Origin of the sequence: Streptomyces sp. NBC_00299 (assembly GCF_036173045.1) — a bacterium.
In the GTDB taxonomy this organism is placed as follows: domain Bacteria; phylum Actinomycetota; class Actinomycetes; order Streptomycetales; family Streptomycetaceae; genus Streptomyces; species Streptomyces machairae.
This window is the reverse complement of the sequence record NZ_CP108039.1, coordinates 1,675,685-1,693,532: the sequence shown is the minus strand read 5'-3', so window position 1 is coordinate 1,693,532 and position 17,848 is coordinate 1,675,685. Positions and strand designations below refer to the sequence as shown.

Annotated in this window: 14 protein-coding genes and 1 tRNA gene; 10 read left to right on the top strand and 5 right to left on the bottom strand. The window is 69.7% G+C overall.

The genetic code is table 11. The features are described 5' to 3' along the window. Nucleotides 1-2: 2 nt before the first annotated feature. Entirely contained in the window at nt 3-1,244 is a 1,242-nt protein-coding gene (frc, locus tag OHT51_RS07360; protein WP_328878085.1) for a formyl-CoA transferase, read from the bottom strand. Nucleotides 1,245-1,254: 10 nt separating this feature from the next. Then, nucleotides 1,255-2,937 (bottom strand): thiamine pyrophosphate-binding protein, encoded by a 1,683-nt coding sequence (locus OHT51_RS07355; protein ID WP_328878084.1) that lies wholly within the window; start codon nt 2,935-2,937, stop codon nt 1,255-1,257. A gap of 144 nt (nt 2,938-3,081) precedes the next feature. Here OHT51_RS07355 and sucC point away from each other — a divergent pair, with 144 nt between their 5' ends. The 3 genes from sucC (at nt 3,082) to OHT51_RS07340 (ending at nt 6,765) form a co-directional block, all read left to right on the top strand. Continuing rightward, entirely contained in the window at nt 3,082-4,212 is a 1,131-nt protein-coding gene (gene sucC, locus OHT51_RS07350; protein ID WP_328878083.1) for an ADP-forming succinate--CoA ligase subunit beta, read from the top strand. Between the two features lie 14 nt (nt 4,213-4,226). Next, the gene (gene sucD / locus OHT51_RS07345; protein ID WP_328878082.1) at nt 4,227-5,111 is read left to right on the top strand and encodes a succinate--CoA ligase subunit alpha; all 885 of its coding nucleotides are present in this window, start codon (nt 4,227-4,229) and stop codon (nt 5,109-5,111) included. 109 nt (nt 5,112-5,220) lie between these two features. Next, nucleotides 5,221-6,765: an aldehyde dehydrogenase family protein gene (locus OHT51_RS07340; RefSeq protein WP_328878081.1), complete on the top strand. Its 1,545-nt coding sequence runs from the start codon at nt 5,221-5,223 to the stop codon at nt 6,763-6,765. Between the two features lie 119 nt (nt 6,766-6,884). Here the strand turns inward: OHT51_RS07340 and OHT51_RS07335 are convergent, their stop codons facing one another. Next, on the bottom strand, nt 6,885-8,216 hold the full coding sequence (locus OHT51_RS07335; RefSeq protein ID WP_328878080.1) for a DUF2254 domain-containing protein: 1,332 nt from the start codon (nt 8,214-8,216) through the stop codon (nt 6,885-6,887). Between the two features lie 142 nt (nt 8,217-8,358). Between OHT51_RS07335 and OHT51_RS07330 the strand changes: the two genes are divergently transcribed. Together OHT51_RS07330 and OHT51_RS07325 are read left to right on the top strand one after the other, a co-directional pair. Beyond that, nucleotides 8,359-8,443 (top strand) — tRNA-Leu (locus OHT51_RS07330). A gap of 106 nt (nt 8,444-8,549) precedes the next feature. After that, nucleotides 8,550-8,915, top strand: coding sequence for an iron chaperone (locus OHT51_RS07325; RefSeq protein ID WP_328878079.1), 366 nt, complete (start codon nt 8,550-8,552; stop codon nt 8,913-8,915). A 30-nt stretch (nt 8,916-8,945) separates the two neighbouring features. Here OHT51_RS07325 and OHT51_RS07320 read toward each other — a convergent pair whose 3' ends face one another. Then, on the bottom strand, nt 8,946-9,416 hold the full coding sequence (locus OHT51_RS07320) for a MarR family winged helix-turn-helix transcriptional regulator (RefSeq protein WP_328878078.1): 471 nt from the start codon (nt 9,414-9,416) through the stop codon (nt 8,946-8,948). A 271-nt stretch (nt 9,417-9,687) separates the two neighbouring features. On the opposite strand from OHT51_RS07320, the gene OHT51_RS07315 reads away from it, so the two are divergent. The 4 genes from OHT51_RS07315 to fusA all read left to right on the top strand — a co-directional run bounded on the left by OHT51_RS07315 (nt 9,688) and on the right by fusA (nt 13,646). Further along, nucleotides 9,688-10,902 (top strand): cytochrome P450, encoded by a 1,215-nt coding sequence (locus OHT51_RS07315; protein ID WP_328878077.1) that lies wholly within the window; start codon nt 9,688-9,690, stop codon nt 10,900-10,902. Between the two features lie 32 nt (nt 10,903-10,934). Beyond that, nucleotides 10,935-11,135, top strand: coding sequence for a ferredoxin (locus OHT51_RS07310; RefSeq protein WP_328878076.1), 201 nt, complete (start codon nt 10,935-10,937; stop codon nt 11,133-11,135). A gap of 111 nt (nt 11,136-11,246) precedes the next feature. Continuing rightward, on the top strand, nt 11,247-11,390 hold the full coding sequence (locus tag OHT51_RS07305; RefSeq protein WP_328878075.1) for a hypothetical protein: 144 nt from the start codon (nt 11,247-11,249) through the stop codon (nt 11,388-11,390). Nucleotides 11,391-11,555: 165 nt separating this feature from the next. Continuing rightward, a complete protein-coding gene (gene fusA, locus OHT51_RS07300; RefSeq protein WP_328878074.1) occupies nt 11,556-13,646 on the top strand; it encodes an elongation factor G in 2,091 nt (696 codons plus the stop codon). A 53-nt stretch (nt 13,647-13,699) separates the two neighbouring features. Here the strand turns inward: fusA and OHT51_RS07295 are convergent, their stop codons facing one another. After that, on the bottom strand, nt 13,700-15,538 hold the full coding sequence (locus OHT51_RS07295) for a coagulation factor 5/8 type domain-containing protein (RefSeq protein WP_328878073.1): 1,839 nt from the start codon (nt 15,536-15,538) through the stop codon (nt 13,700-13,702). 304 nt (nt 15,539-15,842) lie between these two features. Here OHT51_RS07295 and OHT51_RS07290 point away from each other — a divergent pair, with 304 nt between their 5' ends. Beyond that, nucleotides 15,843-17,738, top strand: a complete 1,896-nt coding sequence (locus OHT51_RS07290; RefSeq protein ID WP_328878072.1) for a discoidin domain-containing protein — start codon at nt 15,843-15,845, stop codon at nt 17,736-17,738. The last annotated feature ends 110 nt before the right edge of the window (nt 17,739-17,848 follow it).

Genomic DNA, 17,848 nt, shown 5'->3' with positions numbered 1-17,848 from the left:
CGTCAGATCACTCCGTTCGACTTGAGCAGGCGCAGTTCCTCGTCGCCGAGGCCGAGCTCGCCGATGTAGACCTCTTCGTTGTGCTGGCCGAGCAGGGGCGAACTGCTCACCTCGACGGGTGAGTCGGAGAGCTTCAGCGGGCTGCCGACGGTCACGAAGTCGCCCCGCTCAGGGTGCGGGACGGTGACGACCATCTCGTTGGCGACCAGCGAGGAGTCCTCGATGATCTCCCTGGTGGAAAGGATCGGCCCGCACGGGATGTTGTGCGCGTTCAGCCGCTCCAGCACCTCCCACTTGGGCAGGGTCGAGGACCACTCCTCGATCAGCTGGAACATCTTGCCGAGCTTGGGCAGCCGTGCCTCCGGCGTCGCCCACTCGGGGTCGTCGGCGAGTTCGGGCCGGCCGATGAGCTCGCTGAGCGGCTGCCAGCCGACCGGCTGCACGATGACGTACACGTAGTCGTTCGGGCCGCCGGGTGCGCACTTGACCGCCCAGCCGGGCTGACCGCCGCCGGACGCGTTTCCCGAGCGGGGAACTTCCCGGCCGAAGTCCTCGTTCGGATATTCAGCAAGCGGCCCATGTGTCAGGCGTTGCTGGTCCCTCAGCTTCACCCGGCACAGGTTGAGTACAGCGTGCTGCATGGCCACGTTGACCCGCTGCCCACGCCCGGTGTTCTCGCGCTGGAACAGTGCCGCGAGAATCCCCGCGACGGCGTGCACACCCGTCCCCGAGTCCCCGATCTGGGCTCCGGTCGCCAGCGGCGGCCCGTCCTCGAAACCGGTGGTCGACATCGACCCGCCCATGGCCTGCGCGACGACCTCGTACGCCTTGAAGTTGGTGTACGGACCGTCACCGAACCCCTTGATGGAGGCATAGACGATACGCGGATTGATCTCCTGGATGCGGTCCCAGGTGAAGCCCATGCGGTCGACCGCGCCCGGTCCGAAGTTCTCGACCATGACGTCGGAGCGCCGGATCAGCTCGGTGAGGATCTCCTTGCCGCGCTCGGTCTTGGTGTTGAGGGTGATGCTCCGCTTGTTGCAGTTGAGCATCGTGAAGTAGAGGGAGTCGACGTCCGGGAGATCGCGCAGCTGCTTGCGCGTGATGTCACCGGTCGGCGCCTCCAGCTTGACGACGTCCGCGCCGAGCCAGGCGAGCAGCTGGGTCGCGGAGGGCCCGGACTGGACGTGGGTCATGTCCAGGACGCGGATGCCTTCGAGCGCCTTGGTCGGCGTTCCAGTCATGGAGGCCACCTCACTTGTACATGGTCTGGTTCATGGTTCCGGGGGCGTACGCGTCGGGGTCGACCCAGACGTTGATCAGTGAGGGCTTCCCGGACTCGCGGGCGCGCAGCAGCGCGGGGCCGATGTCGGCGGGGTCACGGACCTCCTCGCCGTAACCGCCCAGCATCTGCGCGAACTTGTCGTAATGGACGTCGCCGAGGGTGTTGCCGACCCGCTCGCGTTCCAGGCCGTACTTCTGGGCCTGGCCGTAGCGGATCTGGTTCATGGAGGAGTTGTTGCCGACGATGCCGACGAAGGGGAGGTTGTAGCGGACGAGCGTCTCGAAGTCCCAGCCGGTGAGGGAGAACGCGCCGTCGCCGAAAAGCGCGACGACCTCCTTGTCGGGCCGGGCCTGCTTGGCCGCGAGTACGAACGGCACCCCGACGCCGAGCGTGCCCAGCGGTCCCGGGTCCATCCAGTGACCGGGTGACTTGGGCTGCACGACCTGCCCGGAGAAGGTGACGATGTCGCCGCCGTCGCCGATGTAGATCGAGTCCTCGGTGAGGAAGTCGTTGATCTCGCTGACGAGCCGGTACGGGTGGATCGGCGAGGCGTCCGACTTCAGGCTGGGCAGCCGCTTCTCCAGGGCGGTCTGCTCGGCCGCGCGCAGCTCGTCGAGCCACTCCTTGCGCTTCGACGCGCCCCCGTTGACGCGCCCGGAGGCGGCCTCGGTGACCGACTTCAGCACCAGCCCGGCGTCGCCCACGATCCCGAGGTCGATGTCGCGGTTCTTGCCGACGGTGCGGTAGTCGAGGTCGATCTGCACGACGGTCGCGTCCGGTGACAGCCGCTTGCCGTAGCCCATGCGGAAGTCGAAGGGCGTGCCGACGATGACGATGACATCGGCGCCTGAGAAGGCGTACCGCCGCGACAGCTGGAAGTGGTGCGGGTCGCCGGGCGGGAGGGTGCCGCGGCCGGCGCCGTTCATGTAGGCGGGGATGTTGAGGGTGCGGACGAGTTCGATCGCCGCCTCGGTGCCGCGGGTCGTCCACACCTGGCTGCCCAGCAGGATGGCCGGCTTCTCGGCGTGGACCAGCAGGTCGGCGAGCTTCTCGATGGCTTCGGGGTCGCCGGCCGAGCGGGTCGAGGCACGGTAGGCGCCTTCCTTGGGCACGCGCGCCTTGCTCACCGGCACCTTGGCGTCGAGGACGTCGCGCGGGATCTCCAGGAAGGAGGGTCCGGGTGCGCCGTGGTAGCACTCGCGGAACGCCATCGACACCATGTCCGCCGCGCGCGCCGTGTCGGGCACGGCCGCCGCGAACTTGGTGATCGGCGTCATCATGTCGACGTGCGGCAGGTCCTGGAGGGACCCCATCTTGTGCTGGGTGAGGGCGCCCTGGCCGCCGATGAGCAGCAGCGGGGACTCGGCGCGGAAGGCGTTGGCGACGCCGGTGACGGCGTCGGTGGTGCCGGGACCAGCGGTGACGACCGCGCAGCCGGGCTTGCCGGTGATGCGGGCGTAGCCGTCGGCGGCATGGGCGGCGACCTGCTCGTGACGGACGTCGACGACCTCGATGCCCTCGTCGACGCAGCCGTCGTAGATGTCGATGATGTGGCCGCCGCACAAGGTGTAGATGCGGTCGACCCCCTCGGCCTTCAGCGCCTTGGCAACGAGATGACCACCGGAAATGACGTCCTGGGTGTCGTCGGGCATGGCGAAGTCCTGTCCCTTCGTAGGGGGTGGAACGGCTCTCGCGGTACATTGCATACAGTCGACGAATACTGTATGAACCTTGTTATCCCGCATCCAGTGGGTGGTGTCCAGGGGGCGTGCGGCACTTTTGAGTCAGGAGCCGGAATGGACCTGTACGAACACCAGGCAAGGGAACTCTTCGAGGAACACGGCATCTTGGTGCCGCGGGCAGAGGTGACCGACTCACCCAAGGAAGCCCGCGAGATCGCCCGTCGGCTCGGTGGCCGGGTCGTGGTCAAGGCGCAGGTGAAGACCGGTGGCCGGGGCAAGGCGGGCGGTGTGAAGCTCGCCGCGGATCCCGCCGCTGCCGAGCTGACGGCACGCCAGATCCTCGGCATGGACATCAAGGGCCACACAGTCGGCAAGGTGATGCTCGCCCAACCCGTGGACATCGAGACCGAGTTCTACGTGTCCTATGTCCTCGACCGGGCGGCCGGCCGCTTCCTCGCGATCGCCTCGGCCGAAGGCGGCATGGACATCGAGGAGGTGGCCGCCAGTCGTCCGGAAGCCGTGGCCCGCATCCCCGTCGACCCCGCCGAGGGCGTCACCTCCGCGAAGGCCGCCGAGATCACGGAAGCAGCCGGACTGCCACCGCAGACCGTCGACGTCCTCATCCGACTCTGGGAGGTACTGGTCCGCGAGGACGCCGTCCTGGTCGAGGTGAACCCGCTGGCCCGTACCGGGCAGGGCCAGATCCTCGCCCTCGACGGCAAGGTCACCCTCGACGACAACGCCCGCTTCCGACAGGCACGTTGGGGCGCCGACGACGTGGAGCACGACGACGCGCTGGAGGCCACGGCGGCCGCAAAGGGCCTCAACTACGTCAAGCTCGACGGCGAGGTCGGCATCATCGGCAACGGCGCCGGCCTCGTCATGTCGACCCTCGACGTCGTCGCGGGCTGCGGCGCCCGCCCCGCCAACTTCCTCGACATCGGTGGCGGCGCATCGGCCCAGATCATGGCCGACGGACTGTCGGTCATCCTGTCCGACCCGGCCGTGAAGTCGGTCTTCGTCAACGTCTTCGGCGGGATCACCGCGTGCGACGCCGTCGCCGACGGCATCGTGCAGGCGCTGGACACCGTCCAGCTGACCAAGCCGCTCGTCGTGCGCCTCGACGGGAACAACGCCACTCGCGGGCGGGCCATCCTCGACGACCGCGCCCACCCCCTGGTCCAGCAGGCCACCACCATGGACGGCGCCGCGCTGCGGGCCGCCCAACTCGCCACCACAGCCTGAGGAGACGTGACGACATGGCCATCTACCTCACCAAGGAGAGCAAGGTCCTCGTCCAGGGCATGACCGGCGGCGAGGGCATGAAGCACACCCGGCGCATGCTCGCCGCCGGCACGAACGTCGTCGGCGGCGTCAACCCGCGCAAGGCCGGCCGCAGCGTCGACTTCGACGACCGCGCCGTCCCCGTGTTCGGGTCGGTCGCCGACGGTATGCGCGCGACCGGCGCCGACGTGACCGTCGTCTTCGTGCCGCCCGCCTTCACCAAGGCGGCCGTCGTCGAGGCCGCCGACGCCGGGATCGGACTCGCCGTCGTGATCACGGAGGGCATCCCGGTCCACGACTCCGTCGCCTTCACCTCGTACGCGAAGACCAAAGGCACCCGCATCATCGGCCCCAACTGCCCCGGCCTGATCACCCCCGGCCAGTCGAACGCGGGCATCATCCCGGCCGACATCACCAAGCCCGGCCGCATCGGCCTGGTCTCCAAATCCGGCACGCTCACCTACCAACTGATGTACGAGCTGCGGGACGTCGGCTTCTCGACGTGCGTCGGCATCGGCGGCGATCCCGTCGTCGGCACCACCCACATCGACTGCCTGGCAGCCTTCCAGGACGACCCCGACACCGAACTCATCGTCCTCATCGGGGAGATCGGCGGCGACGCGGAGGAGCGCGCGGCCGCCTACATCCGCGACCACGTCACCAAGCCGGTCGTCGGCTACATCGCCGGATTCACCGCCCCCGAGGGCAAGACGATGGGGCACGCGGGCGCGATCGTGTCCGGCTCGTCCGGCACGGCGGCGGCGAAGCGGGAAGCGCTGGAAGCGGTCGGCGTGGGAGTCGGCAGCACACCCACCGAGACCGCGCGCCTGGTGCTGGACCGCCTGGGCGTCGAGGCGTGACGTCACTCATAGTCGGCGTGAGGTCACTTTCAGGAGCTGCCGCACGCCGCTAACTTCCGCCGTAGCCATCAACGACCGCCCCCGACTGTGCACCGAGAGCGGAGCCCCCATGGCAACAACCCTCACCCTCAAATCCGGCACCTCTTGGACCGACGCCTGGCAACGCTGCCTCGCGGTCGCCCCCGAGGCGTTCCGGGACGACCGTGTCCTCAACCTCTGGAACTCCACCTGGCAGGCGGACGGCCGGGCCCTGCCCGCCACCAGCCCCGTCGACGGCAGTCCGATCGCCGGCCCGCCGCGCCTGGACCGGGCCACCGCCCACCAGGCCGTGCGCGCGTCCCTTGACCAGCACCGCGCCTGGCGGCACATCCCGCTGGACGAGCGCCGAGCCCGCGTCGCTGCCACGCTCGACGCCCTGACCCAACACCGGGACCTGCTCGCCCTGCTGCTCGTCTGGGAGATCGGCAAGCCCTGGCGGCTGGCCCGCGCGGACGTCGACCGGGCCATTGACGGCGTGCGCTGGTACGTCGACGGCATCGAGCCGATGGTCGCCGGCCGGGCCCCGCTGGACGGTCCGGTGTCCAACATCGCGAGCTGGAACTACCCGATGAGCGTGCTCGTTCACGCAGTGTTGGTACAGGCATTGGCAGGCAACGCGGTCATCGCCAAGACCCCGACCGACGGCGGTGTCGCCTGTGTCACCCTGGCCTGCGCGCTGGCCGCCCGCGAGGGAATCCCCGTCACCCTCGTCAGCGGCAGCGGGAGCGAGCTGTCGGAGGCGCTGGTGCGGGCGCCCGAGATCGGCTGCGTCTCCTTCGTCGGCGGCCGCGACACCGGCGCCGCGGTGGCCACGGCCGTTGCCGACCTCGGCAAACGACACGTACTCGAACAGGAAGGACTCAACACCTGGGGCATCTGGAACTACACGGACTGGGACGCGCTCACGGCGGTCGTGCCCAAGCTCTTCGACTACGGCAAACAGCGCTGCACGGCGTACCCGCGCTTCGTCGTCCAGCGCGAGCTGTTCGACGAGTTCCTCGCGGCGTACCTCCCGGCGGTGCGCACGCTCAGGGTCGGTCACCCGCTGGCGGTGGAGAAACGGGACGACGACCCCTTCCCACAGCTGGACTTCGGGCCGGTGATCAACGCCGCCAAGGCCAAGGAGCTCCAAGACCAGGTGGCCGAGGCGATCGACCGCGGCGCCGTCCCGCTGCACCGGGGCAGGCCGGCGGACGCCCGCTTCCTGCCCGGCCAGGACACCTCGGCATACGTCCATCCGGTCACGCTGCTCAATCCGCCCCCGTCCTCCCCGCTCCACCACGCGGAGCCCTTCGGCCCGGTCGACACCATCGTCCTGGTCGACACCGAGGCGGAGCTGCTGGCGGCGATGAACGCGTCCAACGGCGCACTGGTCGCCACGCTGTCCACGGACGACCGGGCGACGTACGACCGCCTGGCCCCGCAGATCCGCGCGTTCAAGGTCGGCCACGGCAAGCCGCGCTCCCGCGGCGACCGTGACGAGCTGTTCGGTGGCTTCGGCGCGTCCTGGCGCGGGGCGTTCGTCGGCGGCGAGTTGCTGGTGCGCGCGGTGACACAGGGGCCGGCGGGGGAGCGGTTGCCCGGGAACTTCCCGGAGTATCAGCTCGGCCCGTGAGGAGGGGGCGTCGCGTCCGACGCCGGGTTCGCCACGCGGACCGCCGCACGGATGCCCGGCGTCGGTCGCCGACGCGATGGCACAGGGGGTCCTGTCTCCCCTGGTTGATCCGCAACCGGTCAGCCGATGCCCTGGCGATCCGGATGCAGGGCGAACGCGCGGTCCGAGGGGAACTGCTCGGCGCGGTCCACCGCCTGGTGGAGGAGTTCGCGGTGGCGCATGAGCGGTTCGCTGCGTTCCGGCGGTGCGAGCAGGAGGAGGTCGTCCAGGCCGGCCAGCATGCGCCGTGAGACCTGCGGGCTGCCGACGGCGCAGCCCCGTACCTCGGTGAACCCGAGATCCACCAACTCGGTCCACCCCGGCACGGGCTGCACCAGCCGCACCACTCCGCGCCGGTCCCGGTGCAGGGCGGAGTCCAGCGGCCGACGGCTCAGCGCGGCCAGGAACTGGACGACACGGTCCAGCGCCTGGACGGCGGTCGTCGGATCGTTGATCGCGGGCGACAGGGCACGCAGCGCGATGTCGGACAACTGCCGCAGCCCGAAGCCGAGATCCTGGTGGTAGGTCCGCTCCACACCCACCGAGATCGTGTACCGCAGCGCCCGGCGCGGCGGGGCCGCACCACCGTGCACCGCCAGCAACGGCGTACCAGGCACCACGAAGTCCCCGATCCGAGGGATCAGCCGCAGCGTCACCCCGTGCTTGCGAGCAGTCCGGACCAGCCGCGTGATGTGCACGTCCCGCAGCACCCCCGCCCGGCCCTCATGCGGCACCCAAGCGGTGGCGGTGCCGAGGTCGGGCGTGTCCGGTCCGTCCGCCGACACGGGCATCGACGCGGTCACCCGGAAGGACTCCGCGGCGATCCGTGCGATCACGTAGCTGATCCGCATCAACCGAAGAGTGGTGTTCACGTACAGGACGAAGAGCAACAGGCTCAACGCGACCATGCAGAGCGTGAGCACCGACTGCACCAGAGGCACCGTCGTGACGGCGCGGGCATCCTCGGCGGTGTCGAAGGAGGTCAGCACGAGCAGGCTCAGCACGAAGGTCGCGAGGAAGATGGCGAAGGTCGCCTTGGTGATCCGGCTGCGCACGAAGAGCCGGACCACGCGCGGGGTGAACTGCCCGCTCGCCATCTGCACGGCCACCAGCGAGATGCTGAAGACCACGCCGATGAAGGTCATCATCGCCGAGGTGACGGCGTTCACCACGGCCTTCGCGTCGTCCGCGAACCGCAGCAGTTCGTCGAGCGTCTCGTAGTCGCCGTCGTTCTGGAGCGCTTCGACGATGGCTGTGTCGAGCGCCTGAGCCGCCAGCCAGACCACGAAGACGGCCACCATCGCAGCCAACGGGGCGAACCAGAACGTGTCCCGCAGATGCTCCCTGAGGGGCGACAGCGCACGCGGGCGACGTCCTGCGGCAGGACTCTGCGTAACCGTCCAGTCACTCATGATGCGACCTTAAGGGCATCGGGCCGTGCGGTCCCGGACCCCCGCCCGGTGGACGGAAACGCAGGTGAAGGGCGCTCCGAAACCTTGGTATTGTTGTCCACGTCGCCGCCGGGAAGGCCCCCGGCAAGGCGGCAGACACCTAGTCCGGGTGGCGGAATGGCAGACGCGCTAGCTTGAGGTGCTAGTGCCCTTTATCGGGCGTGGGGGTTCAAGTCCCCCCTCGGACACAGAACAGAACATCTGCAACCCGTGCGGGTCGAGGGCCACCTCGACCCGCACGGGTTGTTTTGTCGGACGGTTGATCGCTACCGCCTCCAGGCTTAGCCTCGCCGCATGGTGCAGAGCGCGGCGGAAGATGTCGACGGCTATCTGGCCGAGGTGCCGATGGAGCGGCGAGCGGCCCTGACGCGGCTACGGCAGTTGTGCCGTGCGGAACTGCAGGGCTTCAGCGAGGTCATGGCCTACGGCATGCCGACGTACCAGCGCGACGGTGCGGCCGAGATCGCGTTCGCGAGTCAGCGGCAGTACGTCTCCTTCTATCTGATGCGCAGTGATGTCCGTGACGCCTTCCAGGAACGGCTGGCCGGACAGGACATGGGCAAGGGCTGTCTGCGCTTCCGCAAGCCGGAGAAGATCGCTTTCGACCTGGTGCGGGATCTGCTGCGGGCCACCGCGGCCGACCGGGGCTCGATCTGCTGACTGCGCCGGCCAGGCCGCCGAGGGCCGTCGTCAGCCGCCCGCGCTCCTCGGCCAAGGGCGGCCGGTGATGCGTTCGATGTCGGTGTTGAACTGCTGCAGATCGGCGATGAACCGGTCCAGGCGCTCGGGGGGCCACTCGGCCACCACCGTCGACAGGCCGGTGACGATCCCCTCGCGCTGCTGAGCGAGCAGCCTGAGCCCCTCCTGGGTGATGCGGAACTTGCGGGCAACCCCGCCGGACGGATCGAGGGTCCGCTCCACCAGCCCGTTGCGCAGCAGGGCCGAGGTCTGACGGGTGAACGTCGATGCCGCGAGCCCGAAGGCCTCGACGAAGTCCGGGATGGACATCGCTCCCTGGGTCTCGAGCCTGGTGAGGATCACGTAGGCGCTCTGGTCCAGCGGGTCCCCGCCGCGCGGGCCCCGGGGTGCCCGCATCTCCTTGTGGCGGGTGAGGATCAGCAGTTCCCGCTCGATGCGTTCAGCGGCCTCTCGGGCGTCCACGCCGATCTCCTTTCCCACGCCGATCGCCTTCCCACGCCGTTCTCCTGTCCCGGGCCGCATCGGCCAAGTCCGCAGCTCCCGGAGGCCCCCGGAGATCCCTGAGGTCCCGGAGGTCCCTGAGGTCCCGGAGGTCCCACCCTACGGTGAGATTGCGCCATACACAGAAAGTGCATCATGCACTCTTGATGCATGATGCACTACGTGCGTAGCGTGCCGTGCTGTGAACGCTTCCGCGTCGCTCACCCACCTCCCCCACCCAAGGTGATGTCAGATGCGCGAGAACGACCTGTTGCGGCTGCCTCTTCCCACCGACAACCCCCTGGAGCCCCCGGTCGAATGGGAGCAACTGCGCGGCCGGTGCCCGGTGGCCACCGTTGAACTCCCCAGCGGGGACCAGGCGACCTACCTGACCCGCTACGACCACGTCAAAGCCCTGCTGGCCGACCCCCGTTTCACCCGCCCGACGGCCGAGGACGGCGCTGCCCGAATCGCCCCCGAAGGCGCCGGGGGTCCCGCCGCCGACGGAACCACCACCCTCGCCCTGCCCGACCGCGGGGAGCCGCACCTTCGGTGGCGACGGCAGGTGGGCAAGTACTTCACCGCCAAGCGCATGACGGCGCTGCGCCCCCGCATGGCGCGCATCGCCGAAGACCTCGTCGACGACATGGTCCGCAGCGGACAGCCCGCGGACCTCAAGGCCGGCCTCGGCTTCCCCCTGCCCGTCCACGTCATCTGCCACATCCTCGGCGTCCCCGCCGTGGACCGGAACCGCTTCTCGCACTGGTCCGACGCCTTCCTCAACGTCAGCCGCTACACCGGCGATCAGACCGGCTCGGCGTACGCCGAGTTCGCCGAGTACATGTCCGCGCACATCGCGGCGACACGCGCCGCACCCGGCGACGACCTGATCAGCATGGTGATCAGGGAGAGCGAGGGGGAAGGGCAGGGGCTGACCGACGACGAGTTGCTCGGCACCGCCATGGGGCTCCTGGTCGCAGGACACGAGACCACCGCCAACATGATCGGCAAGATGGTCGCCATGCTGCTCGCCGACCGCACCCGTTGGGAGCGGCTGCTGGCCGACCCCGCCCTGGTGCGCACCGCGGTCGACGAGGCGCTGCGCTTCGACGCCAACCTCGGCTTCGGCATCCGGCGTTACCTCACCGAGGACGTCGAGGTCGACGGCGAGCTGCTGCCGAGCGGCACGACCGTGGTGTGCAGCATGCCGGCCGCCAACCGTGACGAGCGGGTCTTCGCCGACGCGGACGACATGGTGCTGTCCCGGTCCCCGAACCCTCATCTCACCTTCGGCGCCGGACCGCACGCCTGCCTGGGCCAGAGCCTGGCACGCACCGAGCTCCAGGTCACGCTCGAGGTACTCCTGCGCAAGCTGCCGACCCTCCAACTCGACGTACCGGTGGACGAGTTGAAGCGAGTCGAAGGTCTCCTCGTCGGCGGACTGCGCACGGTGCCCGTGCGGTGGTGACGGCTCCCGCACAGGGAAGGAAGGCAACGGCCGTGAAAGTGAACGTGGACCAGGGCCGCTGTTGCGGCGCCGGACAGTGCGTGCTGATCGCACCCGAGGTCTTCGACCAGCGAGACGAGGACGGCATCGTCACGCTCGTCGAACCGAGCCCCGCCGAGGGCCTCCAGGCCGCCGCCCGCGAGGCAGCCGCGGTGTGCCCGGCGTCGGCCATCACCATCGACGGCGACCAGTAGGAGAAAAATCAGCTGCCTCGACCTCGCCCGGCTCCCTACACTCACCACACAAGCACGCGCCGCCCACCACTCGGCGGCGCGTCGTCGTGACGAGTTGAGGGGAGCCGGGCCGTGCGTGACCGCACCGCTGTCGTCGTCTCCCCTTCCCGGTACAGCCGGTACGACCGGTGCAACCGGTACGACGTGATCCTGGTGTCCCTGTCCGTCCGGTGCCCGCTGCGCGGCCGGCACTGGATGTCCGTGACGAACACCTGAGAGCGCCCCAGTACGTCAACGCACCTGTCACGCCCTCCATTTGACGGAGCGACAGGTCATGTCGACGTGCGCCCGCGCCTCCGCGCCATGTGCGTGCACGTATCGTCCGGGAATCGCGCTGCCCCTTTCCGTTCCGCTTACGGATCACCCGAAAGGCCAAAGGCCGTGCGCACGAACATCACCGACCTCACCAACGCCAACACCCTCGCCGCCGTCCGCAACCTCGGCATCCTCGCCCATGTCGACGCGGGCAAGACCACCGTCACCGAGCGCATCCTGTACGCCACCGGGACCACCCACAAGCGGGGCGAGGTCCACGACGGCACGACCGTCACCGACTTCGACTCGCAGGAACGGGACCGCGGCATCACCATCTTCGCGGCTGCGGTGAGTTGTGCCTGGGACGGTCACCGGATCAACCTGATCGACACCCCCGGGCACGTCGACTTCGCCGACGAGGTGGAGCGTTCGCTGCGTGTCCTGGACGGCGCGGTCGCTGTCTTCGACGCCGTGGCGGGCGTCGAGCCGCAGAGCGAATCGGTGTGGCGGCAGGCCGACCGGCACGGCGTCCCCAGGATCGCGTTCGTCAACAAGCTCGACCGAGCCGGGGCAGACCTCGACACGGCCGTCGCGTCGATCAGGGAACGGCTGCATCCGGCGCCGCTGGTCGTGCAGTTGCCCATCGGCGCGGAGGACGGATTCCGCGGCGTCGTGGACCTCGTACGCATGCGGGCGCTGGTGTGGGCCGACGGTGCCGAGACGGCAGCGGAAGGGCCGGTGCCGGAGGAACTCCTGGACGAGGCGCACCGGCGTCGACGGCTGCTGGAGGAGACGGTGGCCGAACTGCACGCCGGTGCGCTGGAGGAGTTCTGCGCGCGGTCGGCGGTCTCCGCAAAGACGCTGGTCGTCGCCCTGCGCGAGCTGACCCGCAGCGGTGAGGGCGTGGTCGTGCTGTGCGGCTCGGCCTACCGCAACCGCGGTGTCGAGCCGTTGCTCGACGCGGTCGTGGCGTATCTGCCGTCACCGCTCGACGTGCCGGCCGTACGCGGTCTGCGCGACGGCGTCGACGAGGAGCGGCCGGCCGACCCGTCGGCACCGTTCGCGGCGCTGGCGTTCAAGGTGAGCGCGACCCCGACCGGGCGGCTGACCTACCTGCGGGTGTACTCGGGAACCATCGAGAAGGGAGGCGTGGTGTTCGACGCGGTGGCGCGGCGCACCGAGCGCATCGGGCGGATCCTGCGGGTCCAGGCCGACCGTCATGCCCACGTCGACCGTGCGGTCGCCGGGGACATCGTGGCGGTCGTCGGCCTGAAGTCGGCCCGCCCGGGCTCCACCCTGTGCGCACCGGACGCCCCGCTCGTCCTGGAACCGCCGAGCGTGGCCGACCCGGTGGTGTCCGTGGCGGTCGAGGCCCGCAGGTCCACCGACACCGATCGGCTGGCCTCGGCGCTGGCGCGGCTGGCGGAGGAGGACCCGTCGTTGGTCGTGCGGACCGACGCTGAAACCGGCCAGACGGTGCTGTCCGGCATGGGCGAACTGCATCTGGAGGTCGCGGTGGAGAAGATCCGGCGTGACCTAGGGCTGGACGTCAACGTCGGCCGCCCGCGGGTGTCGTATCGCGAGACGGTCGGCCGAGGGGTGTCCGGTTTCGTGTTCCGGCACGTCAAACAGGACGGTGGAGCGGGTCAGTTCGCGCACGTGGTTCTCGATGTCGAGCCCCTGACGGCCCCGGTGACGGCGGCCGAACAGGGCGTCAACGGCTTCGAGTTCCGCTCGACCGTCGTCGGTGGCCGGGTGCCGCAGGAGTACGTCCGCGCCGTGGAGGCCGGCTGCCGCGACGCCCTCGCCGAGGGCCCGCTCGGCGGCCACCCGGTGACCGGCCTGCGCGTCACTCTCACCGACGGGTCGACCCATGTGAAGGACTCCTCCGACACGGCCTTCCGTACGGCCGGCCGACTCGGCCTCCGCGATGCCCTGCGCGCTTGCGCGATGGTCCTCCTGGAGCCGGTCGTCGAGGTCACGGTCACCGTGCCGGAGGACGCGGTCGGCTCGGTGCTCGGTGACCTGGCGGCCCGGCGCGGCCGGGTCTCGGGCTCCGTCACCCGGGCGGGCGCGGCGGTCGTGACGGCGACCGTGCCGCTGGCCGAACTGTTCGGCTACGCGACGCGGTTGCGCAGCCGGACCCAGGGACGCGGCACGTTCACGGCGCGGCCCACCGGGTATGCGCCGGCGCCGGTCGCTGCGGTGTCGCAGTAGGGCGACAGGGCCCCGTCCTCGACGGACGGGGCCCTCGTCCGGCCTGCCTCACCTCATGGATACGACACCACGGTCGAAGGCACCGTCGACGTCCCCGACGTCGGCGCCCCCGTGTCGTTGATGACGCACTCGTACTGCCCATTGCCGCCGAGCGAGACCACGAGCAGGTTGTGGAAGCGCACTCCGGACCGCACGGGGGCGGCGAAGCCGTGGTGCTGCACGATCGAGGGGTTGACGTTGTAGTAGCAGTAGCTGCCCAGTCCCCAGCCCTCGTGCGACGTCACGCCGTCACCAACCCGGTAGGCGGCGTAGCCCTTGATCGAGCCGTTCTGGATGGCGGCCTGGTTCGGGGCGTCGTACGCCTTCTCGTTCTGGAAGAAGATCGTGCGGCCGCGCTGGCCGAACCACTGCACGTCGTACTTGTTGAAGTGCTCGACGAACAGGCCGGTCGCCAGGACGTCGTCGCCGTTGACCACGACGCCGTAGTCGGCGCGGTTGGTCTCCCAGCCGACTCCCTCGCCGTGGTCGGCCCGCCACACCCACGTGTGGTCGACGATCGTGTGCCGGCTGTTGATCACCATGCTGGTGGTGGCCTTCCCGGCGCCGGCCCCGCCGATGCGGACGAAGACGTCCTGGACCGTGATCGGGTTGGCGGAGTGGTCCCTGGACGCGCCCCGCGGCCCGACCTCCACCAGCGTCGCCGAGTTGACGGGGCCGGCGTCGACCAGGAAACCGGCCAGCCGGACTCCGTCGACGTCGGCGACCTGCACGGCCGTGGCGCCGTTGTCGGGGATCAGGGTCGCGTAACCGAGGCCCAGGACGACCGTGTTCGGCCGGTTGACCTGGATCGGCCGGTCGAGGTGGTAAACCCCCGGGGTGAGCAGGAGGTGCAGTCCCTGGGCGAGGGCCTCGTTGAGGGTGGCCGCAGTGACACCGGGCCGCGCGACGTAGAACTGCGTCAGCGGCAGCGAGGTGCCTCTCGGCGTGCCGTTGCCCCAGGTGACGCCGCGGGCGTTCGTGCGCTTCTCCGGCAGGAAGACCCGGAAGTCGTTTCCCTGGACGTACAGGAACGGCTTCTCGCGGGACACGGGAGTCGTGTCGAGCGTGGTGTACGGCGGGTTGGGGAAGCTCTGCGCGGGAGCGCCCTCGACGCCGGAGAACACCATGTTCCACACGCCGTTGAGCCAGCTGCCGATCGCGCTGTCGCGGGTGTACCACTGCTGCTGCGAGTACGGTCCGACCTGGCCGTCGATCCGGCTGTCCGCGATGTAGCCGCCGCTCGCCCAGCCGTAGCCGGTGGGGGAGAGGTTGAGGCCGCCGCGTATGTGCATGCGGCGGAACGGCGCCGCCTGGGCGACCGCCCACCGGTTGGTGCCGTTGACCGGAACCAGGGCCAGGTTCTCCGCCGAACGCCAGAAGTTCTGCGTGGCGTTGCCGTTGAACCAGCCGGCGTCGACGGTGACGTCCCCGTTGATGGTCGTGTCGTCGGGGGACAGACCCAGGCCCGCGATCGAGGTGTAGAAGCCGAGCTGGGCGTTGAGGCCGTGGTAGGTGCCGGGCTTGAAGAGCAGGGCGTAGCGGCCGGTGCCGAACTGCGCCGACTCCTGTTGCCGGAACACCTCGTCCAGCCGGGCCTGGATGCCCGGGGTCGACGGGTCGAAGACGAGGACGTTCGGGCCGAGGTCGCCGCCGCCCGGCAGGGCGCGTGGCTTCTGCCGCGCCGACGGGGACGCCGAAGTCGGCGCGGCAGCTTGGGCGGAGGCTTGCGTGGAGGTCTGTGCGGAGGCCTCGGTCGACAGGCCGAGCACGGCCGGTGCCGAGGCGATCGCGGCGCCGATCAGGGCCCGGCGACCCATCGAGGACGGCCCGGAGGACGAGGAGGAAGGAAGCATCAGGCGGCTCTCCTGGTTCAGGAAGTGAACGTCATGAGGTGCGGGGAGCGCTCTCTTGCCGCTGAATGGTTCAACTGTGGAACGTGTGAGTCAAGAGCTGCGGCGGAAGTTCTGAGAGTGCGTCAAAGCCCTTGACGCGCCTGCCTTCCGGGGCTTAACTCACGCTCTAAACTAAGACGTGATGCGACGACCCGTAGCCACCGGGACAGGTGTGACGGGTCGCCCGACCGCGACGGCACGAAGGCATCACAGCACGGAATGCGCACCCTGCGAGGACCCCCTCACATCCCCCAAGGAGAGCCGCATGCCATCCCGTACCCGTACGCGTATCCGCACTCCACGGACCCTTCTGACCGCGCTCACCGCCCTCGCCGTGCTCGGCACCGGCTCGGCGTTCGCCGCGCCGCCCGCAGAGCGCACCGCCGCGGCGGCCGCGTGGGACACCGACCGCGCGGCCGAGGCCCACACCGCCAACCCGAACGCCGTCACCGCGTCCGGCAGTGAGAACGCCGGCACCGCACCCGGCCTCGCCTTCGACGGCAACGGAGCGACCAGGTGGTCCAGCAACTTCGCCGAAGACGCCTGGATCCGCGTGGACCTCGGCGCGACGATCCGCGTCGACCGGGTGGTCCTCGACTGGGAGGCGGCTTACGGCAAGAGATACGTCCTGGAGGTCTCGAAGAACGGCACGGACTGGACCTCCTTCTACACGGAGACCGCCGGCGCCGACGGCACGGTCACCGCGCACACCTACCCACAGGAGGTGACCGGCCGCTACGTCCGCATGCGCGGCCTCGAACGCGCCACGCCCTACGGCTACTCGCTGTACTCATTCAAGGTCTACGGCGGTGAGCCGGCCCCCGCGTCCACCACCCGCACCAACCTGGCCCTGAACCACCCCGCGTACACCAACTACTACCAGCACGCGGGCAATTCGCCGGCCTTCGTGACGGACGGAGGGTGGCCGGGGGATCTCAAGGCCGACGCCACCCGCTGGTCCAGTGACTGGAACGCGAACCGCTGGATCTCCGTCGACCTGGGTGCCCCGTCGACGATCTCGTCCGTGGACCTCTACTGGGAGGCTGCCTACGCCGTCGACTACCAGCTCCAGGTCTCCGACGACAACCGCACCTGGCGTACGGTCCACCAGCCCTCCGCGGTCGAAGTCGCCGCCCGCCGCGCGAACGTGCAGTCCCCGGCCCAGGCGGTGGGCCTGCACGACACGATCACCCTCTCCTCCCCGGCGACCGGCCGCTACGTCCGCGTGCTCGGCAAGGAACGCCGCAGCTTCCACAACCCGGCCCCCGCGACGGCCCAGTTCGGCTACTCCCTGTACGAGTTCCAGGTCTGGGGCACGGGCGGCAGCGCCGACGCCGCCTACCCGGCGCTCCCGGCCGAGCAGCCGGGGACGTACCGGACGACCTTCTTCGACGACTTCACCGGCGCCGCCCTCGACCGCTCCAAGTGGCGCGTCGTCCGCACCGGAACCGAGATGGGTTCGGTCAACGGCGAGTCGCAGGCGTACGTGGACTCGGCGGACAACATCCGCACCGAGAGCGGGAATCTGATCCTGCGTGCCCAGTACTGCAAGGGCTGCACACGGGCCGGCGGCGGCACGTACGACTTCACGTCCGGCCGCATCGACACCAACACGAAGTTCGACTTCACGTACGGCCGGGTCGGCGCCCGCATGAAGCTCCCCGTCGGCGACGGCTTCTGGCCCGCCTTCTGGCTGCTCGGCAGCAACGTCGACGACCCCTCTGTCTCATGGCCCGCGTCCGGTGAGACCGACATCATGGAGAACGTCGGCTACCGGGACTGGACCAGCACCGCCTTGCACGGCCCCGGCTACTCGGCCGACGGCAACATCGGCGCCCGCCAGGTCTTCCCGAACGGCGGCACGGTCGACCAGTGGCACACCTACGCCGTCGAGTGGACCCCGACAGGCATGCGCTTCTACGTCGACGACCGCGTGGTCCAGGAGACGACCCGCAACAAGCTGGAGGCGACGCGGGGGCAGTGGGTCTACGACCACAACCAGTACGTGATCCTGAACCTCGCTCTGGGCGGGGCCTACCCGGCCGGCTGGAACCAGGTGACCACTCCGTACTGGGGGCTGCCGCAGTCGAGCGTGGACCGGATCGCGGGTGGGGGAGTGCAGGCCGAGGTGGACTGGGTGCGGGTGGAGCAGAAGCGGTAGGCGCCGGCGCCCCTTTTTGAAAATGGATGTCATGTGATAAATTGGAGGTGATCTTCGGCCACTGTTGAATCGCCTGCCCCGCAAGGGGGTTGTGCGGCAGGGCGAGGTGG

Coding starts and splice junctions, on each gene's coding strand:
- frc (WP_328878085.1), bottom strand. CDS start 1,244: ATGACTGGAACGCCGACCAAGGCGCTCGAAGGCATCCGCGTCCTGGAC.
- OHT51_RS07355 (WP_328878084.1), bottom strand. CDS start 2,937: ATGCCCGACGACACCCAGGACGTCATTTCCGGTGGTCATCTCGTTGCC.
- sucC (WP_328878083.1), top strand. CDS start 3,082: ATGGACCTGTACGAACACCAGGCAAGGGAACTCTTCGAGGAACACGGC.
- sucD (WP_328878082.1), top strand. CDS start 4,227: ATGGCCATCTACCTCACCAAGGAGAGCAAGGTCCTCGTCCAGGGCATG.
- OHT51_RS07340 (WP_328878081.1), top strand. CDS start 5,221: ATGGCAACAACCCTCACCCTCAAATCCGGCACCTCTTGGACCGACGCC.
- OHT51_RS07335 (WP_328878080.1), bottom strand. CDS start 8,216: ATGAGTGACTGGACGGTTACGCAGAGTCCTGCCGCAGGACGTCGCCCG.
- OHT51_RS07325 (WP_328878079.1), top strand. CDS start 8,550: ATGGTGCAGAGCGCGGCGGAAGATGTCGACGGCTATCTGGCCGAGGTG.
- OHT51_RS07315 (WP_328878077.1), top strand. CDS start 9,688: ATGCGCGAGAACGACCTGTTGCGGCTGCCTCTTCCCACCGACAACCCC.
- OHT51_RS07295 (WP_328878073.1), bottom strand. CDS start 15,538: ATGCTTCCTTCCTCCTCGTCCTCCGGGCCGTCCTCGATGGGTCGCCGG.
- OHT51_RS07290 (WP_328878072.1), top strand. CDS start 15,843: ATGCCATCCCGTACCCGTACGCGTATCCGCACTCCACGGACCCTTCTG.